This is a genomic window from Roseovarius nanhaiticus (assembly GCF_900156535.1).
GTDB lineage: Bacteria > Pseudomonadota > Alphaproteobacteria > Rhodobacterales > Rhodobacteraceae > Roseovarius > Roseovarius nanhaiticus.
Genome location: NZ_FTNV01000003.1, coordinates 497272 through 516426 on the forward strand (window position 1 = coordinate 497272; position 19155 = coordinate 516426).

Genomic DNA, 19155 nt, shown 5'->3' on the forward strand with positions numbered 1-19155 from the left:
GGCTCATACGCGTTTCACCGAGCTGCCGAAGAGGCCTTCGGGCCGCAGGAGCAAGATGAGCAGGAACGCGATAAGCCCGTAGGCGTCACGGTACTCGGAGGCCAGATAGGATGCCCCCAGCACTTCGACGACGCCCAACAAAAGCCCCCCGCCAATGGCGGCCCCGATGCGACCCAACCCGCCCAGAACCGTCACGACAAACGCCTTGAGCGTGAAAATGGCGCCCGTGGTGGTCGGGGTGGCAAACAGCAGCGGGATCAGTGTCGCACCGGCGATCATCGCCAGCATGACACTGAGGCCGAAGACGATGGAGTGAATCCGCGTCGTGTTGATGCCGACCAATTCGGCGCCAAGACGATTTTCGGAAGTGCCCCGGATGGCCCGTCCGATTTCCGTCCGCTCGAGCACGAGGTAGAGACCGATAATGGCAAGCGCGGTGGCCAGACCTGCCAGAAGCAGGACCACCGAAATCCGGACTGGCCCGACGGCGATGGTCGAAGCCGCGTAGCTGACCTGAACCGACTGCGGCTCGCCGCCGAAGGTCAGCAACAGCGTGTTGCCGATGACGAGCGACAGCCCCAGCGTGGCCAGCATCGACGCTTCGGCAGGCGCCTCGACAAGGCGCGCCAGCATCAGCCGTTCGATGAGCACGCCGGTCAGGAACCCGACGGGCATGGCGATGACAAGCGACAGATAAGGGTCCCAGCCGAGGACCAGGTTGAACAGGACGGCGGAATACATGCCCAGAACCACGAAATCGCCGTGGGCGAAGTTGATCGTGCGCATCACGCCAAATATCAGGGTCAGCCCGACCCCGACCAGCGCATAGACACCGCCGATCAGAAGGCCGTTCGACAGGTTCTGCGCAAACGCAATGAAGTCGAGCATGATGTGTTATTCCAGACTTGGGCGGCGCTTATCGACTAAGGGCGGCGTGGCCTGCCAAGATTTCATGGCAGGCCGCTTTGACAGGGATCAGCGTGCATCCCAAGCCGGGTTCGGAAACCGGACTTCTTCTGCCGCAAGGTCCGCGGGGTAGACTGTTACATGCCCACCATCCTGAATTTGCAGGATCAGGCTGCGGATCGGGTTCTGGTTCTGGAACTCGCCCTCGTCCTCGAATTTGACCGTCGTCACGGCGGTGTCGAGATCGGTCGCCTTCAGAGCATCGCGCACGGCGGTCCGGTCTGTCGATCCGGCGCGGCGCAGGGCGTCGGCCGCGACGGTCAGGGCCAGATAACCTTCGGCCTCGTAGAATGAGGGCTCGGCGCCGGCGGCTTCCTTGAGGCGGGCATAGAGATCCTGTGCGCCCTCATATTGAACGTCCTTGCTCCAGCTGACGGCGGTCACGACATATTCCGCCAGATCGCCGACCTGATCGATGAAGCTGGTCAGGGCGGCAGACGTATCCATCGCGATGACCTTGGCGTTGAGGCCAACTTCGCTGATCTGGCGGGTCAGGGCGACACCGTCCTCGGCATAGGAGATCATGTAGAGGATATCGGGCTCGTTCTCGCCGATGAACCGGTTGAGGATCGGGCGGAAATCGGTCACGCCCTGATCGTATGCTTGGCGGCCGACCACTTCATAGCCGCGCTCCTCGGCCAACATCTCGCCCTTCTCGGCCAGCGATGTGGGCCAGGCGCCATTGCCCGAAATGATCGCGATGGTCTTCAGCTCTTCGTCCTTGGTCTCGCGCAGCCAGTCGAAATAGTCGAAATAGGCGCCTGCGACGATGGTCGAGTTGTGCTTGGCGCGAAAGACCCAAGGCGAGCCGGGCTTGGTGATTGAATCGTCCGCACTGCCCAGAACCAGCAGGGGAATTTCCTGGCGTGTCATGATCTGCGCCATCGGGCCGGTGATAGAGGACGCGTATGAGCCGATGACCGTTGGCACGCCCGCATTGTCCAGGCTTTCAACCGCTGCGAGGGCGCTTTGTGCTTCCGAGCGGTCGTCTTGAATGTTCAAGGTCAGGTCTTCGCCATTGATGCCACCATTGGCGTTGATCTCGTCCAGCGCGACTTCCATGCCGGTCAGATAGCGGTCGCCGAAGGCCGAGAAGGCGCCCGAGAGGCTGTTGATCACGCCGATCTCTACCTCCGCATGGGCGGCGGTCCCCATAGTCAGGCCAGCGGCAAGCGCCAAAGTCAGATTCTTTCTCATCACATCAAGCTCCTGTTTGAACATGATCGCCGCGACACTCGCGGACGCATCAATATTGCGAAACTCCGAAAGCCATAGTTGTAATAACAAATAACTTACGTCAAGTAACGCTAAGAGAATTTTTGGAGCCTAGCCATGCCAGCCAATGATCCGTTGCAGACCGGGGGAATTTCCAACTTCAGCCGCCAGTTTCGCGAGGGCGCGCTGACCGCCGAAAGCGTGACCCGAGATTACCTCGACCGTATCGCGGCGCTTGACCCGAGGCTGGGCGCATACGCTTATGTGGCCGCCGATGATGCGATCCGCCAGGCGCAGGCGATTGATGCCATGCGGGCGGCAGGCTGTGATCTGGGGCCGCTGATGGGTGTGCCGATTGCGGTCAAGGATCTCATTCGCGTCGACGGGATGCCAGTCACGGGCGGCACCAAGCTGGAGGTCCAGGATCTGATAGGCCCCGAGGGGCCGGTTGTTCAGGCGCTGCGCCGGGCTGGATGCATCATCCTGGGCAAGACCAAGACAGTGGAGTTCGCCTTGGGCATCACGGGCGTCTCGGCGCCGCACGGCACCCCGTGGAATGCGCATGACACCGACACACATCGGCTGCCCGGCGGATCAAGCTCGGGCTCCGCCGTCGCGATGGCCGCGGGCCTCTGCGGCTTTGCGATCGGCAGTGATACCGGCGGCTCGGTTCGGGTACCCGCGGCCTTGAATGGGGTTTTCGGTCTCAAGACATCGTTCGGACGCCTCTCCAACGACGGGGCATTCCCGCTGGCCGCCCATCTTGATTCGATTGGCCTTTTGACACGCGATGCGCGCGATGCCGAGATTATCTTTTCTGTCCAGACAGCTGAGGCGCCCGCTCCAAAGAGGCCGATATCGGCGCTGAGGATCGGCAGACCCAGCACGTATTTCTTCGATGGGATCGAGCCATCGGCGGCAGAGCGCGTCGAGCGGGCGATTGATCTGCTGTCTCGGCACGGGGCGTCGATCGAGCCGGTCGATATCCCCGAAGCGCCTGAACGAGAAGACTACTTTCCAGCCGTCTTGCCGGTGTGCCTCGTCGCATCGCTGGGTCGCGAGCGGGCCGAAGAAGGTCTTTCGTTGATGGACCCGGTGATTTCAAAACGGGTCAAGACGGCATTTGACGTTGACGCGATCCGCTTGGTGCAATTGGAAGCGCGGCGATCGGCATCGATGCGCGCTGTCCACGCACGCATCGCAGGGTTCGACGCTTGGATATCGCCAACCGTCAGCGATGTCGCCAGTCCCGTCTTGGCGCTCGAGGATCCGGAAAAAGGCTTTGAGCTGGCCCTTGGCATGACGCGCAACACGCAGCCTGCCAATTATCTCGATCTCAGCGCGGTTTCGATACCTCTGCCAACGGATGACGGACAGATGCCCTTCGGCTTGCAATTGATGGCGGGGCCGGGCCGTGAATTCGAGTTGATGGCAATTTCGCAATCCATCGAAAATGCTCTCGAGGACGGGATGAGTCGGTGAACTCAAAGATCGTTTGGTGGACGTGACTATTCAGGGCAGCCCTGCGGGTTTGGTCGCGTTTCCATCCGCGTGCGGCCGCTGCAGCGCGGTGATAATGCTGCTTGGCTCGACACGGTGATCGACCGATGATGTCCGCACTGCCTTCTGATTTGAGAGCCGCGTTTGAGTAGCTTTGCAGGTCCAAACCTTGCGCGGCTGGCAGTTATCCGGGGTGGGGAACTCTGTCTGCAATCCGGGCGCGCTATTACTTGGGGTCTTTCGCAGGTCGACGCGTGAACACTGAACCGGCATCGAGCGCGCCGTGAGGCGCGACCTCGCCCCGTTCGCTGAGGTCGATGAGATGCGCCAGGACATTGCGCGTGGCGGCCGGCAAGAGCTTGGCAGGTATGTCCCGATAAAGCGCGCGCGCGAGGGTAGGGGCATCGGCGGCGCCCTTGGTCAATTCCACCAGAATGGCCGCCTCGCGCGCGGCACGATTTTCGATAAGCCAGGTCATGCGGTCCTCGGGTTTCGACACCGGCGCGCCATGGCCGGGGTGCAGTATGGCGGGCGACAGGCCCAGCAACCGCTTGCACGACGCGACGAAGGCCGCGGCATCGCCATCGGGCGGCGAGACGAGCGAACTGGCCCATCCCATCACCAGATCGCCGGTAAATATCGCATCATCGGTGGCGAAACACATATGATTGCCGAAATGGCCGGGCGTCCAGAGCGCGCGCAAAGCCCAATCCTCGCCGCTCACGATTTCATCATCGGCCAAGGCGCGGTCCGGCCGGAACGCGGTATCCACGCCTTCGCCGCCGCCAAGCGTGCCCGCAGCCGCAAGACGCGCCATGACCGGACTGCGTCCCGCCTGTGCATCCCCAAAGGCCAGCACCGGGGCGCCCGTGGCCTCGGCCAAGGGCCGGGCCAGCGGGCTATGATCGCGGTGGGCGTGTGTCACGAAGATATGTGTGATGTGCTGGCCCGGCGTCAGCGCGTTCAGGATCGCGCCCAGGTGCGCTGCGTCATCCGGGCCGGGGTCGATCACAGCAATGCCGCGCGTGCCCAAAAGATATGTGTTGGTACCGCGGAAGGTCATCGGCGATGGGTTCGGCGCGAGAATGCGGCGCAGGGCTGGATTCAGCGTGTGGGGGACGCCCGGCTGCGGATCGAATTCGGGGGCTGTCGGCGGCATATCGGCACGGCTCCGTCCGGATCTGGGTGGCCCCAACGCTAGCCGCGCCGCGCTGCAGGGTCCAGCGCGGCCCGCCTTGCGCGCCTCATGGCTGCGCTGTAGCGTCGCGCCATGTTTCGATGGCTCAAGCGCACCATGCCGCGCGGCCTTTATGGCCGCGCCTTTCTGATCCTGCTTTTGCCGGTGATCTCGCTGCTTCTTGTGGTGTCGGTAGTCTCGGCTCAGCGCCTCTTCGAGGGGGTGACGCGGCAGATGACCACGTCGGTCAGCCGCGAGGTCCGGCTGATGCTGGACGCACCCGACCCCGCGCCCATCGCAGAGGCATTGGCCATCACCATAGGTCCAGTCGCCCTGGATCAGATCCCGCGCGAGAATGTGCGCCGGTGGTACGATATCACCGGCATCATCCTGCTGGACGAAATCGAAACACTGCTGCCCCGCCTGCGCGCGGTCGATCTGGGCAACACGCAGATCGTGCATCTTTACTTCGTGCAGGACGGCCAAGGCACGCGCATGACGGTCGACCGGCGCCGTTTTTCGGCGTCCAATCCCCATCAGCTATTCGTCAACATGCTGTTTTTCGGCGTTCTCATGACGGTGATCGCCTATCTTTACCTGCGCAATCAGCTGCGCCCTATCACGCGGCTGGCCCGCGCCGCCGAGGCCTTTGGCCGGGGCCGGAATGTGCCCTATCGCCCCTCGGGCGCCAATGAGGTGCGCGCGGCGGGCAGTGCCTTTCTGGACATGCGCGCCCGGATCGAGCGACAGATCGAACAGCGCACGCTCATGCTGTCGGGGGTCAGCCATGATCTGCGCACACCGCTGACCCGGCTCAAGCTCAGCCTCGAGATGCTGGAGGACGAAGACGAGCGCGAGCCGATGCTGCGCGATGTGCGCGACATGGAGCGGCTGCTGGACGCATTTCTGGACTTTGCGCGCGGCACTGCAGAGGGCGAGGCCGAGGAGGTGGATCCCGCCCAGCTGATCCGCCGCATCGCCGAAGATTGCGAACGCGCCAGCATCCCCGCAACGATCCACGAAATCAGCGGCGAGGGGACGGTGCCGCTGCGCCCGGTCGCGCTGCGCCGCGCCATCGAGAACCTCATCGGCAACGCCGTGCGCTATGGCACCCGCGCCGAGCTGTCGATGGTGCTGAGCGAGCGCGCCTTGCGCATCACCATCGAGGATGACGGACCCGGCATACCCGAGGATCGCCGCGAAGAGGCGTTGCGCCCCTTCGCGCGGCTCGAGCCATCGCGTAATCAGGACAAGGGGCCGGGCGTGGGTCTCGGCCTCTCGATCGCCACGGATATCGTGCGGGCCCATGGCGGCGCACTGCGTCTTGGCACGTCCGAGCGTCTGGGCGGTTTGCGCGCCGATCTGGTTATCGGAAGATGAGTGCGTGCCGCTTTCTCCGGCGGCGCTGGAATTCATGGACTACCGCACGGCCCCCTATGCTATAGGCAGCGGGGCGTAGACCACCGTATAGAGGCCGGATGACGACCAAGACCAACGCACCATTCATCTGGATCGAGATGCAAGGCGGCGCGCCCGTCTGCCGGGGCGATGCCAGCTGGCGCTCGGGGCGCGAGATCGCGGGTCCCATCGGCAGGCTCTTTGCCGTGTGGCAGTGGGACGGTGCCCGGCTGGAGGCCGAAGTGGACTCGCACGGATTTCACAGCCTCTTCGTCTACGAAAAGGACGGCGTGATCGCACTTGCCCCGAACCTGCTGACGCTGGTCGAGGCGGGGGCGGACAGCACACATGACCAGCGGGCGCTGGCAGTCTTTCATCGCATCGGCGTTTTCATCAATGACGACACGCCGCTCAAACACATCCGCACCCTACCGCCCGCCGGGCGCCTGATATGGCAGGCGGGCCAAGCCACCATAACCGGCGGCGCGCCCATCCCCAAGGCGCAGAGCATTACGCGCAAGGATGCGGTCGAGGGCATGACGCAGTTTTTTCGTCAGGCAATGACCCGCGTGCTTGATGCCAGCGACGATCCCGTGACGCTGCCCCTCAGTGGTGGGCGCGACTCGCGTCACATTCTGCTCGAAATGCTGCATCAGGGGCGCGCACCGCGCCAATGCGTCACGTTTCACCATAACGGTGCGGAGATGAATAATGAGGCGCTGGCGGCCCGCGCCGTCACCGCGCGTGCGGGCGTCGCCCATGACGTGCTGGGCTACCCGCGCCCGCGCCTCGCCGATGCGCTGCGCTGCACAATCCTGACGGGGCTATGCGCCGATGAGCATGCCCAGATGATGCCGCTGCATGACTATGTCGCGCGGAAGGGCGGCACGGCAATGGACGGGATCGCTGGCGACATCCTGACCAACCCCGACAATGACGCCGAGGCGTTCTTTGCGCTGGCCGAGAAAGGCGATTTCACCGGCATCGCGCGTGGTTTGACCGAGGGGCACGCGCGCGTCATTTCGCAACCCGGATGGGGGCGCGGCGCGGGTCCGATCCTGTCGCCTGACATGGACGAAGAAGTGCATGACTATCTGGGCCGCGCCATTGCGCAATATGCCGACGCTCCAGACCCTTACCAGATGTTCTGGATGTATCATCGCACCCGGCGCGAGATCAATTTCGTCAGCCAGTCGATCCTGTCGGGCGCGGATCAGGTGCTGTGTCCTTATCTCGATCCCGACTTCGCGGAGTTCTGCCTGTCGCTGCCCTACAGCGTCACGCGGGACCAGCTTTTGCATGACGATGTGATCGCCGGAGCCTATCCGGACTATGCGGATATTCCCTACGCCGCCGGCTTCGCGGCGCCGTCCGCTCGGGGCGGCGGTATGGCGCATAAACTGCGTAGCGGGGTCGACATGCTGCGGATCACGGCGGCTTTGGGGCCAAAGGCCGTCGCGCAGCGGCGTGATTTCTTGCGGCCGCCTGCGCAGCTCAAGCGGATGCCGGATACGGCCCTGCGCCTCCACACCCTTTGCCTAGATGGCTTGACTGCCGGGCGCGCGCGCCGCCTGCGCGAGATCGCCGAGCAACTCGAGGCTGCGCAGCCCCGGCGTCTGGTTTCAGAGCGAATGGACGGGAGGCCTGCATGATCGACCTCTTGCTGCGCCGTTTGTCGCGGGCGGCCCAAGCCCGTAAGCGCGCCGGGGCGTATCGCCGGCCTTTCGATCCGGGCGCCGCGCGCAAGATATTGCTTTTGGCGGTGGATCACCCAATCCCGCAGAGCCAGATTTTCGGATTTCACCATTATGCGGACCGGTTTCGCGATAAATGGGATGCCGATATCCGCGAGTATCCTGTGGATGCGCCTCTTGATGCGTCACTTGCAGAAGAGGCGACAACTGTCTGCATTCAAACGTATTTCGATATTCCTGATGCGGATCTTGCCGAGCTGTTCTCCGCTATCCGTGCGCTTAACCCTGACGCGCGGCTCGTCTATCTCGACTGGTTCGCGCCGACGGATTTGCGCTTGGCCGATCGGGTCGGGCCGCGCGTGGACGCTTATGTTTCCAAACACCTGCTGTCTGATCGCAGGCAATACGGCCAGCCGACCTTCGGCGACACGACATTGATGGATTACTACGGTCGCGCGTATGATCTGCCGCACGAGGAGCAGACATTCAACGTTCCCAATATCTTCTTGGATAAACTTCATCTCGGTCCCTCCTTCCTGACCGCGGATTTCATGCTGCCCGTTTTCGAGCGCGGCAAGATGCCGGACGGCCCGCGACCCACCGATCTGCACGCGCGGATCGCAATCGAGGGCACGCCTTGGTATAGCGCCATGCGCGGGGCCTGCGCCGAGGCGGTCGCGCAGCTGGGCGGCGTGCGCAAGGTGACCGGCTTCGGCATCCGGCATGACAAGTTCCTGCGCGAGCTGCGCGCTTCCAAGATCTGCTTCAGCCCGTTCGGCTATGGCGAGGTGTGCTGGCGCGATTACGAGGCGATCCTCTGTGGCGCGACGCTGCTGAAACAAGACATGGGTCACGTAGCGACCGCGCCCGACATCTTCGTGCCGTTCGAGACTTATGTGCCGGTAGCCTGGGATCTATCGGATTTTGCCGAGCGTGTGACATGGCTTCTTGAGGATGACGCCGCGCGGATCCGCATCGCGCGGAACGCGTTTGAGGTCTTGCACGATTACGCCCGCTCGGGCGGCTTCGTCGATCAGATGGCGTCCGCGCTGTTCGGGGCGGCCCAGCCGTGAGCGCGGAGGTCGAGGCTGTCGTGATCGGGCGCAACGAGGGCGCGCGCCTGATCGCGTGCCTCGCGTCTCTCGAAGGGCAGGTGGCCCGGATCATCTATGTCGACAGCGGTAGCACCGATGGCAGCGTCGAGGCGGCGCGCGCGGCGGGTGCCGAGGTGGTGACGCTCGATATGGCGCGCGCCTTTACGGCGGCGCGCGCGCGCAACGCCGGGCTGGCCCTGGTCCGCGCGCCTTTCGTCCAGTTCATTGATGGCGATTGCCAGTTAAGCTCCGGCTGGATCCCCGAAGGCTTGGCGCATCTAGCGGAACATCCGCAAACCGCCGTGGTCTGTGGCCGCCGGCGCGAGATCCATCCCGAGGCGAGCGTTTACAACCGTCTGTGCGATATCGAGTGGGATACACCTGTCGGCCCCGCGCTGTCTTGCGGTGGTGATGCGTTGATGCGCCGCGCGGCGCTGGATGAGGTGGATGGCTTCGATCCCGCGCTGATCGCGGGCGAAGAGCCGGATCTGTGCCTGCGCCTGCGCATCGCGGGCTGGGCGATCTGGCGGCTGGACGCGGAAATGACGCTCCATGACGCTCAGATCCTGCATCTGGGCCAATGGTGGCGCCGCGCCCGCCGGGCGGGTCATGCCTATGCCGAGGGCGCCGCACGCTTTGGGAGGCTGCCCCATCGCCACTGGGTGCGCGAGACGCGGCGGGCGCTGATCTGGGGCGCGGTGCTGCCTCTGGTGATCGTCATCGGCGGCGCGCTCTGGTGGCCGCTGGCGCTGCTGGCGCTGGCCTATCCGGCGCAAGTGATGCGCCTCGGGCTGCGCAGCGGGAATTGGCCTTGGGCGGTCTTCAGCGTGCTGGGCAAGTTCCCCGAGGCGGGCGGCGCGCTACGCTATTGGCTGGCGCGGCTCCGCGGACGGCGGGGCGGGCTGATCGAATACAAGTGAGCCGTCAGCGCGCACGCCAGGCGCGCCAGGCCAGACCCGGCAGGATGGCAAAACAGCGCGTGTAACGGGGGATCAACCGCCGCGGATTGGTCGCCGCGCGCCAGAGCCATTCGAGCGCGAGCGCGCGGACGAGGCGCGGCGCCCGCCTCTGGTGCCCGGCCAGAAAATCCAGACCCGCACCGATCGAAACGAGCCCCACCGACGGCGCGCATTTGGCCCCACGCGCGGCCAGAACCTCCTGCTTGGGCGCGCCCAGCGCAAGAAAGCAGAGCCCTGCGCCCGACGCTTCCAGCTCGGCCAAAATGTCCCGTGCCGCGTCGCTCTCGGGATCAAAGCCCAAGACGGGCGCGTGGCGGTAGGCCACGCGCAGCGCGGGGATCAGGCGGCGCAGATGCGCCTCGGCGCCTGTCAGCGCGGCCTCGGTGCTGCCGATCAGGGCGATGGGGCGCGCCTCCTCACTCGCCAGCCGCGCCAGCGGCACGATCATGTCCGAGCCGGGCATCAGCTCGACTGGCTGGCCTGCCAGCTGCGACAGCCACCGGATCGGGCGGCCATCGGCGACGATGATGTCCTGCTGCGCATAGGCGGCGGCGAAGTCCACATTGCGCCCGATCTGTGCCATGTGATCGAGGTTCACCGTCGCCATTGCAAACCCCGTCCCCGCGCGCAGATGGTCGCGCACATCCTCCATCACCGCGGCGCGGCGCGCGTGGGTGACGGGAACCTTTCGGCCATTGCGGGTGATCAGAAACATCGAGGCGCCTTGCTGGGACGGGTCTTCATACCGCCGCGGCGCTGCAATGCAAATGCCGCCGCGCGGGACAAGGCGTGTGCGGCGTGCTAAGACGCGATCAGCGCCCATGCCCTACCGGACGATCCATGCCCAACGCCCTTGCCTATCTAATGCTCGCGATCTGGCCGCTGGTCTGCGTGATGCTGGTGCGCCGCCTGCCGGCGGAGCGGGCGATCATCTGGTGCATCCTCGGGGGCTATCTGGTGCTGCCGCCGGCGACCGGATTCGATCTGCCGCTGGTGCCCGAGATGAACAAGGTCTCGATCCCGAATATCTGCGCCTTCGTCCTGGCAGTTTTCTACCTGCGCCACCGGATCACAATATGGTCCGAGGATTGGGCGATGCGGGTCCTCGTCCTGCTTTTTGTGCTGGGGGTGGTGCCGACCGTGCTGACCAATGGCGACGCGATCCTCTTTACGCTGCTGGGCGAGACGGCGCCCATCGTCTTCTCGGCCGCCTCACTGCCAGGGCTTGGCCTGCGCGATCTGCTGTCGGTCATTGTGGGGCAGGTGATCGTGCTCTTGCCGTTTTTCCTGGGCCGCAGCCTGCTTTCGAGTGAGACAGGGCTGCGCGAGCTTCTGATCGCGCTGGTGATCGGCGCGCTAGCCTATTCCATCCCGGCCTTGGTCGAGATCCGCCTCAGCCCGCAGATCAATACCTGGGTGTACGGCTTCTTCCAGCATGATTTCGAGCAGATGATGCGTCAGGGCGGCTTTCGTCCCATCGTGTTTTTGCCTCACGCACTGTGGCTCGCGTTCTTCATCATGACTGCAGCCATGGCGGCCATCGCGCTATCGCGTAGCGCGCCGCGCCGGATGATGTTGCGTTATCTGGGCGCTGCGCTCTATCTGCTGGTGGTCCTGGTGCTCTGCAAGAGTATTGCGTCGCTCCTCTATGCGCTGATGCTGGCGCCGGTGCTTCTCTTTGGGACGGCGCGGCTTCAGGTTCGGCTGGCCTTCGTCTTTGCGCTGATTGCCATGATTTATCCTATGCTGCGCAACAACGGCTACGTTCCCACCGAGGCGATCCTGGCCAAGGCCGAGACTTACAGCACCGAGCGCGCGCAGTCACTGGGCTATCGCTTTGACAACGAAGAGCTGCTTCTGGACCGGGCCGATGCCAAGCCGCTTTTCGGCTGGGGCGGATGGGGGCGCAATCTGGTGCGCGATCCCCAATCTGGCGAGATCCTGACCATTCCCGACGGTGAATGGATCATTGTCTTCGGCACGTTTGGATGGGTCGGATATATCGCGCAGATGGGTCTGATCGGTGGGCCGCTCATCTTGCTTTGGTGGCGCATGGGGCAGCTGGGCGCGCCGGGCGCGGGGCGCAATCTGGGCAAGCGGGGGCGCGAGATACCGGCGCTTGTTGCTCCCATTGCCGTCCTTTTGTCGATCACGATGATCGACATGCTGCTGAACGCGATTTTGACCCCCTACACATGGCTCATGGCCGGTGCCATCCTGGGTGCCTGCGAGGCGCATCTACGCGCGCCCCTGCCTGCGAAGTCTCGAACCGCGCCGCGGCGCCGGGTGGTGATCGGGGATACTGGCGCCGCACGGCGCCCTTGAGCGATCCCATGCGCGCAGGTCTGCGGCACTGATTCCAATTGGAAAATTACCCATTTCGTGTGATTGTTCTTCGCAATGGATCAATCTGTTTCCTTCTAACGCTTTGTCGCGTGGGCCGGATCAAGCGAAGGTTTGCCGAAATTAGGATAAGGTAAGTGATAACAGTCTATTGTCCGCAAAAGATGATGTGTGAGTGAAACTTTCCTTAATGGGTTTTAAGATCTGTTGTACCTTGTCGCCGACCCGATACGCGCACGTGCCTGTGCCGGTTGGATCGCTGGAGCGTGACGTATTTTATGATTGAGTATGGTGATAAATCGCGGGGCATCGCGTCTGGTGCGGTGCCGGGACAGGATAAGGTCCGCCGCGGCGATGACGTGCATTCTGGTGACATCGCCATTGTCGGCATGGCCGTGGAAGTGCCGGGCGCGGGCGACATTGACGCGTTCTGGGCCAATCTTGCGGGCGGAGTTGAAAGTATCGCTCGCCTCAGCCGCGAAGATCTGCTGGCCGCAGGCGAGGATCCGGCGCGCATTGCCATGCACAATTACGTTCCCGCCGCCGCGCGGCTGGACGGGCTTGCCGATTTCGATCCCGAATTCTTCGGCTTCGGCCCGCGCGAGGCGGCCATACTGGATCCTCAGCACCGCAAATTCCTGGAGGTGACATGGTCTGCGATGGAGCAGGCGGGCCATCCGCCGCGCGACTTCGCGGGGCGCGTGGGCGTCTATGCTGGATGCGGGCAGGCCAGCTATTACAGCGACAATATCCGCACCAATCCCGATCTGGTCGAGGATGTGGGCCTTTTCCTCTTGCGCCATACTGGCAATGACAAGGACTTCCTGTCGACCCGCGTCAGCCATGTTTTTGACCTCAAAGGTCCAAGTATCACATTGCAGACGGCCTGTTCGACCTCGCTTGTCGCTGTCCACTACGCGCGCCAGGCCCTGATGCGGGGCGAGTGCGACATGGCCCTTGCCGGGGGCGTCACGATCGAGCTGCCGCACGGGCATGGCTATCTTTACAAAGAGAACGAGATCCTGTCGCCGGATGGCCATTGCCGCGCTTTTGATGCGGACGCCAAGGGCACTGTTTTCGGAAGTGGCGCGGGGGCCGTGGCCCTCAGGCGGCTGGAGGACGCGGTGGCCGATGGTGATCATGTCTGGGCCGTGATCCGGGGCAGCGCCATCAACAATGACGGTGCCGCCAAGGCCGGGTATCTGGCACCCTCGGTCGAGGGGCAGGCCGAGGCGGTTCGCGCCGCGCTGCGCGATGCGGCGGTCGACGCGGCAAGCATTGGATACATCGAGTGTCACGGCACCGGCACCTATCTGGGCGATCCCATCGAGGTCGCGGCACTCACGGCGGCCCATGCGGGCGCGGCGCCCCCGTGCCTCATCGGATCCGTCAAGACCAACATCGGGCATCTTGATACGGCGGCAGGCGTCGCCGGGCTGATCAAGACGGCGCTGGCGCTGCATTATCGCCAGATCCCGCCCAGCCTCAACTATTCTGCGCCCAACCCCGACATTGACTTCGCATCGGGCCGCTTTGCCGTGGCGGACAAACTGGCAGAGTGGCAGGGCACAATCGGCCCGCGCCGCGCTGCGGTCAATTCGCTGGGCGTGGGCGGCACAAATGCGCATGTCGTGCTGGAAGAAGCTCCGGTCCGAGGCCCATCGGAAGAGAGCGATTTTCCCTTCCAGGTGCTGACCCTCTCGGCCCATTCCAAACCAGCGCTCGATGCGGCGTCGGACGCGCTGGCCGCGCATCTGCGCGCCCATCCCGAAGTGCCGCTGGCCGATGTCGCCTGGACACTCAAGGCCGGGCGCCAGCCGATGGCGCGGCGCCGCACGCTGGTGGCGGCATCGCACGAAGAGGCCGCCGATCTTTTGACCGCGCGCGATCCGCAGCGCGTGCATGACCATGCGGCGCCCGCCGTGCAGCCGCAGTTGGTCTTCATGTTCCCCGGCGGCGGCGCGCAATATCCGAAAATGGCGCGCGATCTTTACGAGACCGAGCCGGTCTTTGCAGAATGGATGGACCGCGGTCTCGAGCATCTGAGCGCGCAGACGGGCGAGGATATGCGCGCCCTTTGGCTGCCGGACGAGAGCGGCGCGGCCACTGCCGCCGAGGCACTGAAGCGCCCCTCACTGCAACTGCCGCTGATCATGATCACCGAATACGCGCTGGCGCAGCTTTGGCTGGGCTGGGGGGTGCGCCCGGATGCGCTGGTCGGTCATTCGATGGGCGAAAACACCGCCGCCGCCCTGGCCGGCGTCATGTCTTTCGAGGACTGCATAGAGTTGGTGCTTCTGCGCGGGCAGCTTTTTGACAGCGTCGCACCTGGCGGCATGCTGAGTGTGCCGATGGAGGCGGGCGAGCTGGCGGCGTATATCGGGGACGACCTCGACATTGCCAGTATCAATGCACCGGGACTGTGTGCCGTTTCCGGCCCCAATGCGCAGCTTGATGCGCTTGCGGTGCGGCTGGCTGGCGAGGGCGTGGAGTGTCAGCGCATCGCCATCGACATCGCCGCGCATTCGCGCATGCTGGAAGGCATCCTGCCCCGGTTCCGCGCGCATCTTGAGGGAATGACCCTTTCGGCGCCACAGATCCCGATCATGTCGAACCTGACAGGTGCGCCACTCAGCGAGGCTGACGCCCGCGATCCTGATTACTGGGTGCGCCAACTGCGCCAGACCGTGCGCTTTGCCGATTGCATTTCCGCGCTGGCCGCCGGGCCTTCGGTCTTTCTTGAGGTGGGGCCGGGCCGCACGCTGGCCTCTCTGGCGCAGATGGGGCAGGGCGTGGCGCCCGGAACCGCCCTTGCCACCTTGCGGCACCCCGATCAGGTCATTGCGGATGATGCGCATTTTCTGGGGGTGATCGGACGGCTTTGGGCCTGTGGCATCGAGGCGGATTGGGATCAGATCTGGGGCCGCGCGCGGCGCAATCGCGTGATCCTGCCCGGCATGCAATTTCAGCGCAGCCGCTATTTCATCGAGCCGGGAGCCGCGCGCGCGGCAGGCCCTGAGCCATTGGCGCGTGCCGAGGATTTGCGCGATTGGGGATATGTCCCGCGCTGGCGCCCCGCCACTGCCGATTGCGATATCGAGACCGAAGAAAGTCTCGGGGCCAAGCGCGCTTGGCTTGTCTTTGCCGATGAGGCGGGCGTGGCCTTGCCCATCGCCGAGACGCTGCGCGCGGCGGGGCATGTGGTGACGACCGTGCGGTCGGGCGACAGCTTTCAGCGGCGCAGTGAGGATGCCTATATCCTCTCGCCCGAGCAGGGCCGCGAAGGCTATGAGGCGCTGCTGAGCGCGCTGGCCAACGAGGGCCGGCTGCCCGACCGGATCGCGCATTTCTGGGGCGTCACGGCGGACGAGACGTACCGCCCCGGCTCCAGCTTTTTCGACCGCAACCTCGAACACGGCCTTTTCAGTCTGACCCATCTCGCGCAGGCTCTCGCCGCGGCGCCGGGCATGGCCGGCTGTCATATATGCGCCGTCACCTCTGGGGCGCTGCGCGTTCGGGACGAGGCGCCGGTCTATCCCGAAAAGGCGGCCATTCTGGGCCCCGTGGGTGTGATTCCGCGCGAATTCGCGGGGCTGACGGTCCAGTTGACGGATATCGAGGCGCCGGAGCGCGCCCAGCGCCGCAAGCGGAGCAAGGCGGCGCTGACATCCGGCGCGGAATCAGACGCAGGCCAGCGCCTTTTGATGCGCGACCTTCTGGCCGAGCCGTCGAACGAGATCGCGGCGCATCGCCGTGGCACGCGCCTTGTCCGCGTCCTGCGCAAACTGCCGTTGGAAGAGCGCGTGTCGGGCGAGGGTGCACCCATTTATCAACAGGGTGGGGTCTATCTTGTCACCGGTGGCTTCGGCGGCATTGGCCTCGCCATCGCGCGCGACATCGCGCAGCGGGCGGGTGGGCATATCGTGCTGCTGTCACGTGGCGGTCTGCCGGATCGCGCCGATTGGCCCAGATTCGAGCGCGCAGGGCGCGACAGCGGCCGCACCGCCCTGCGCATCCAGGCGATCCGCGAGATCGAGAACCTGGGCGGTCGTGTCACGTGTGTTGCCGCCGACGTGACCGACCTCGCGCAGATGCAGGAGGTCCGCCGCCGCATCGACGAAATCGGCCCGCTGGCGGGGATCATCCATGCGGCGGGTGTGATCGATGACGCGCCGCTTTTGTCCAAGGACATGGGCGCGATGCACGCGGTGCTTGCGCCCAAGATCGCGGGTTTGCGGGTGCTGGACGAGGTGTTCCCTGATGGCAGCGCCGACCTCATGGTCCTCTTTTCGTCAACCAGTACGCTGACGCGGCCTGCCGGCCAGGTCGATTACATCGCCGCCAACGCATATCTCGACGCGGTGGCCGACGCGCGGCGCGGTGGCAAGACCCGCGTGCTCAGCGTCAATTGGGGTGTCTGGGCCGAGACGGGCATGGCCGCCGACGCCATGGCGCGCAGGATGGGCGGTGCCCCTTCCCGTGATCTGGGCCTGCCACTCCTGCGATCTGTCACCGATGAGACAGGCGGCGCGGCTTCCTATGCGCTGGACCTCTCAGCCAACGATGATTGGGTTCTGGCCGAGCATCGCACCGGCGCAGGCCATATCTTGCTCCCCGGAACTGCCGTGATCGAGGCGGCGGCACAGGCCATGGCGGCCGAGAGCGGCTTTCGCCCCTTCGCACTAGAGGATCTGCGCTTTGTCAGGCCGTTCAGCGCGGCCCCCGGCGCGCGGCAGACCGGCGCGTTGCGCTTGGGATCTGCGGACCGCTCGGGCGCGCGCAGCCTTTCGCTGTGCCGGCTGGTGGCGCAGGAGGGGCGCGAGGGAGAGGTTATCACTGCCGAGGCGCGCATTGCGCCACTCGGCTCGGCTGAGGCGCCCAAAATAGACCTTGCCGCGATCAGGGGCCGCTGCGTTCCGGTGGAGACGGGCCACGGCTTTGTGTCGCCGCAGGAGGCGCATCTGGAGTTCGGCCCGCGCTGGCGCGTCGTGACCCGGACGATGAAAGGGCAGGGCGAGGGGCTGGCCGAGTTGTCGCTACCGACAGAGTTCGCCGCGGATCTGGACGCCGGCTGGCTGACGCATCCCGCTCTGCTGGATCTCGCTACGGGGTGGGCCATCGATCTGCACGAGGGATACGATCCGGCAGATCTCTGGGTGCCGGCGGGTTATGACAGCCTGCAGGTCCACGCCCCCTTGCCCCAGCGGATTGTCAGCTGGATGCGAACGGGCCGCGCCGATACGTCAGATGCGCAAAGCGCGGTTTTTGACATCACGCTGGCCACGCCCGAGGGACATGTTCTGCTGGAAGCGCGCGGATTGCGCATGCAGCGTCTGCCCCAATCGGCGCTGGCCGGGCTTGGCGCGGCGCCCGCGCCGCGTGAGATTTCCTATACCAACGTCGACAAGGCCCCGCTCAGCCCCGCCGAGCAACGACTGATGCGCCAGATCGCGCTGGGAATCACCGGTGGCGAGGGCCCCGAGGCGTTGGCGCGGGCCATTTCGCTCAGCCGCGCGGAAGGCCTTGCCCGCATCGCCATTTCGCCGCTCGATCTGAATGCGCTCATCGCCGAGGCGGACGCGCCTCCGGCCAAGGCGGCGGACAGCAGCGCCAGCTTCCAGCGGCCCGCGCTGGAGGGCGATTACGTGGCGCCCAAGGACGGGACCGAGGCCAGCCTTGCCGCCATCTGGTCTGGTCTTCTGGGAATTGAAGCGGTGGGCGTCGAGGACAGCTTTTTCGATCTCGGCGGCCATTCGCTGCTGGCGGTGCGCCTTTTCGCACAGATCAAGCAGCGGCACGGCGTGGACTTCCCGTTGGCCAGCCTTTTCGAGGCCCCGACGATTTCCGCGCTGGCCGCGCGCATTGACGCGGCAGGCGGCGGGCATGCCACGGGCGCCGACATCGAAAGTCAGGACAGCGATACCAAACCCGAGACCGCGCCCTACCAGCATCTGGTGGCGCTGCATCCCGGCACGCCCGGCGCAAAACCGGCGATTTTCATCGTGGCGGGCATGTTCGGCAATGTCCTGAACCTGCGTCAGTTGGCGCTGCTGACAGGGCGCGCGCGCCCTGTCTGGGGCCTGCAGGCGCGCGGCCTGATTGGCGGTGCCGCGCCGCACCGCACCATGGAGGAGGCCGCCGCCGATTACATCGCCGAGATGCGCCGCGAACAGCCCGAAGGGCCTTATTACCTCGCCGGGTTCTCGGGCGGGGGCATCATCGCCTTCGAGATCGCGCAACAGCTGCGCCGCGCGGGCGCGTCGGTGGGCATGCTGGCCCTTCTCGACACACCATTGCCGCAGCGCCCCGCGCTTGGCCGCGGCGACCGCGCATTGATCAAGGCGCAGGAGCTGCGCCGCAAGGGGCCGCGCTATTTTGCGGAATGGGCGAAAGACAGGCTCAGCTGGGAGCTGTCCAAGCGCCGCGTGGCAGCGCCCGAAGATGCGCTGGGAAGCTTTAACAACAGCGCAATCGAGGAAGCGTTCCGCGCCGCCGCCGCCGCCTATCAGCCCAAGATATGGGATGGTCCGGTAACACTCTTCCGGCCTGCACTTGACCGGTATTGGCGCGGGCTTGGCGGGGCGTGGATCAGCGCCGCGCGCGAATACGTTCTGCCCGATAACGGCTGGGCGCGCCTTTGCCCGCAGCTGGACGTGATCGAGGTGCCGGGCGACCATGACAGCATGGTGCTGGTGCCCAATGTCGCGGTGCTGGCAAATCATGTCACGGCTTTGGCAGCCGAGGCCGACAAGGATATTGATCGGAGCGCCGCGCCCGATTGGCCCAACAGAACCGCGGCAGAGTGACCG

At 65.1% G+C, this 19155-nt stretch carries 11 protein-coding genes; 7 read left to right on the forward strand and 4 right to left on the reverse strand.

Going from position 1 to position 19155, the window contains the following annotated elements:
- Nucleotides 1–3 precede the first annotated feature (3 nt).
- Nucleotides 4–888 carry a branched-chain amino acid ABC transporter permease gene (locus BW975_RS15510; RefSeq protein ID WP_076535202.1) on the reverse strand — a complete coding sequence of 295 codons (885 nt, stop codon included), beginning with the start codon at nt 886–888 and terminating at the stop codon, nt 4–6.
- An 87-nt stretch (nt 889–975) separates the two neighbouring features.
- On the reverse strand, nt 976–2163 hold the full coding sequence (locus BW975_RS15515; protein ID WP_076535292.1) for an ABC transporter substrate-binding protein: 1188 nt from the start codon (nt 2161–2163) through the stop codon (nt 976–978).
- A gap of 135 nt (nt 2164–2298) precedes the next feature.
- On the opposite strand from BW975_RS15515, the gene BW975_RS15520 reads away from it, so the two are divergent.
- A complete protein-coding gene (locus tag BW975_RS15520) occupies nt 2299–3663 on the forward strand; it encodes an amidase (RefSeq protein ID WP_076535203.1) in 1365 nt (454 codons plus the stop codon).
- Between the two features lie 244 nt (nt 3664–3907).
- Here the strand turns inward: BW975_RS15520 and BW975_RS15525 are convergent, their stop codons facing one another.
- On the reverse strand, nt 3908–4840 hold the full coding sequence (locus BW975_RS15525) for an MBL fold metallo-hydrolase (RefSeq protein WP_076535204.1): 933 nt from the start codon (nt 4838–4840) through the stop codon (nt 3908–3910).
- Nucleotides 4841–4951: 111 nt separating this feature from the next.
- Here BW975_RS15525 and BW975_RS15530 point away from each other — a divergent pair, with 111 nt between their 5' ends.
- The 4 genes from BW975_RS15530 to BW975_RS15545 all read left to right on the forward strand — a co-directional run bounded on the left by BW975_RS15530 (nt 4952) and on the right by BW975_RS15545 (nt 9964).
- Nucleotides 4952–6238: an ATP-binding protein gene (locus BW975_RS15530; protein ID WP_076535205.1), complete on the forward strand. Its 1287-nt coding sequence runs from the start codon at nt 4952–4954 to the stop codon at nt 6236–6238.
- Between the two features lie 98 nt (nt 6239–6336).
- On the forward strand, nt 6337–7908 hold the full coding sequence (locus BW975_RS15535; protein ID WP_076535206.1) for an asparagine synthase-related protein: 1572 nt from the start codon (nt 6337–6339) through the stop codon (nt 7906–7908).
- Nucleotides 7905–9023, forward strand: a complete 1119-nt coding sequence (locus BW975_RS15540) for a glycosyltransferase (protein WP_076535207.1) — start codon at nt 7905–7907, stop codon at nt 9021–9023. Before BW975_RS15535 ends, BW975_RS15540 begins: the two co-directional genes overlap by 4 nt.
- Nucleotides 9020–9964, forward strand: coding sequence for a glycosyltransferase (locus tag BW975_RS15545; RefSeq protein WP_076535208.1), 945 nt, complete (start codon nt 9020–9022; stop codon nt 9962–9964). The genes BW975_RS15540 and BW975_RS15545 overlap by 4 nt, the downstream gene beginning before the upstream one ends.
- Before the next feature lie 4 nt (nt 9965–9968).
- Here BW975_RS15545 and BW975_RS15550 read toward each other — a convergent pair whose 3' ends face one another.
- Complete coding sequence (locus tag BW975_RS15550) at nt 9969–10718, reverse strand: WecB/TagA/CpsF family glycosyltransferase (RefSeq protein ID WP_076535209.1); 750 nt, start codon at nt 10716–10718, stop codon at nt 9969–9971.
- A 125-nt stretch (nt 10719–10843) separates the two neighbouring features.
- Here BW975_RS15550 and BW975_RS15555 point away from each other — a divergent pair, with 125 nt between their 5' ends.
- Complete coding sequence (locus tag BW975_RS15555; protein ID WP_076535210.1) at nt 10844–12328, forward strand: hypothetical protein; 1485 nt, start codon at nt 10844–10846, stop codon at nt 12326–12328.
- Nucleotides 12329–12612: 284 nt separating this feature from the next.
- Nucleotides 12613–19152: a type I polyketide synthase gene (locus BW975_RS15560; protein WP_244512575.1), complete on the forward strand. Its 6540-nt coding sequence runs from the start codon at nt 12613–12615 to the stop codon at nt 19150–19152.
- Nucleotides 19153–19155: the final 3 nt, after the last annotated feature.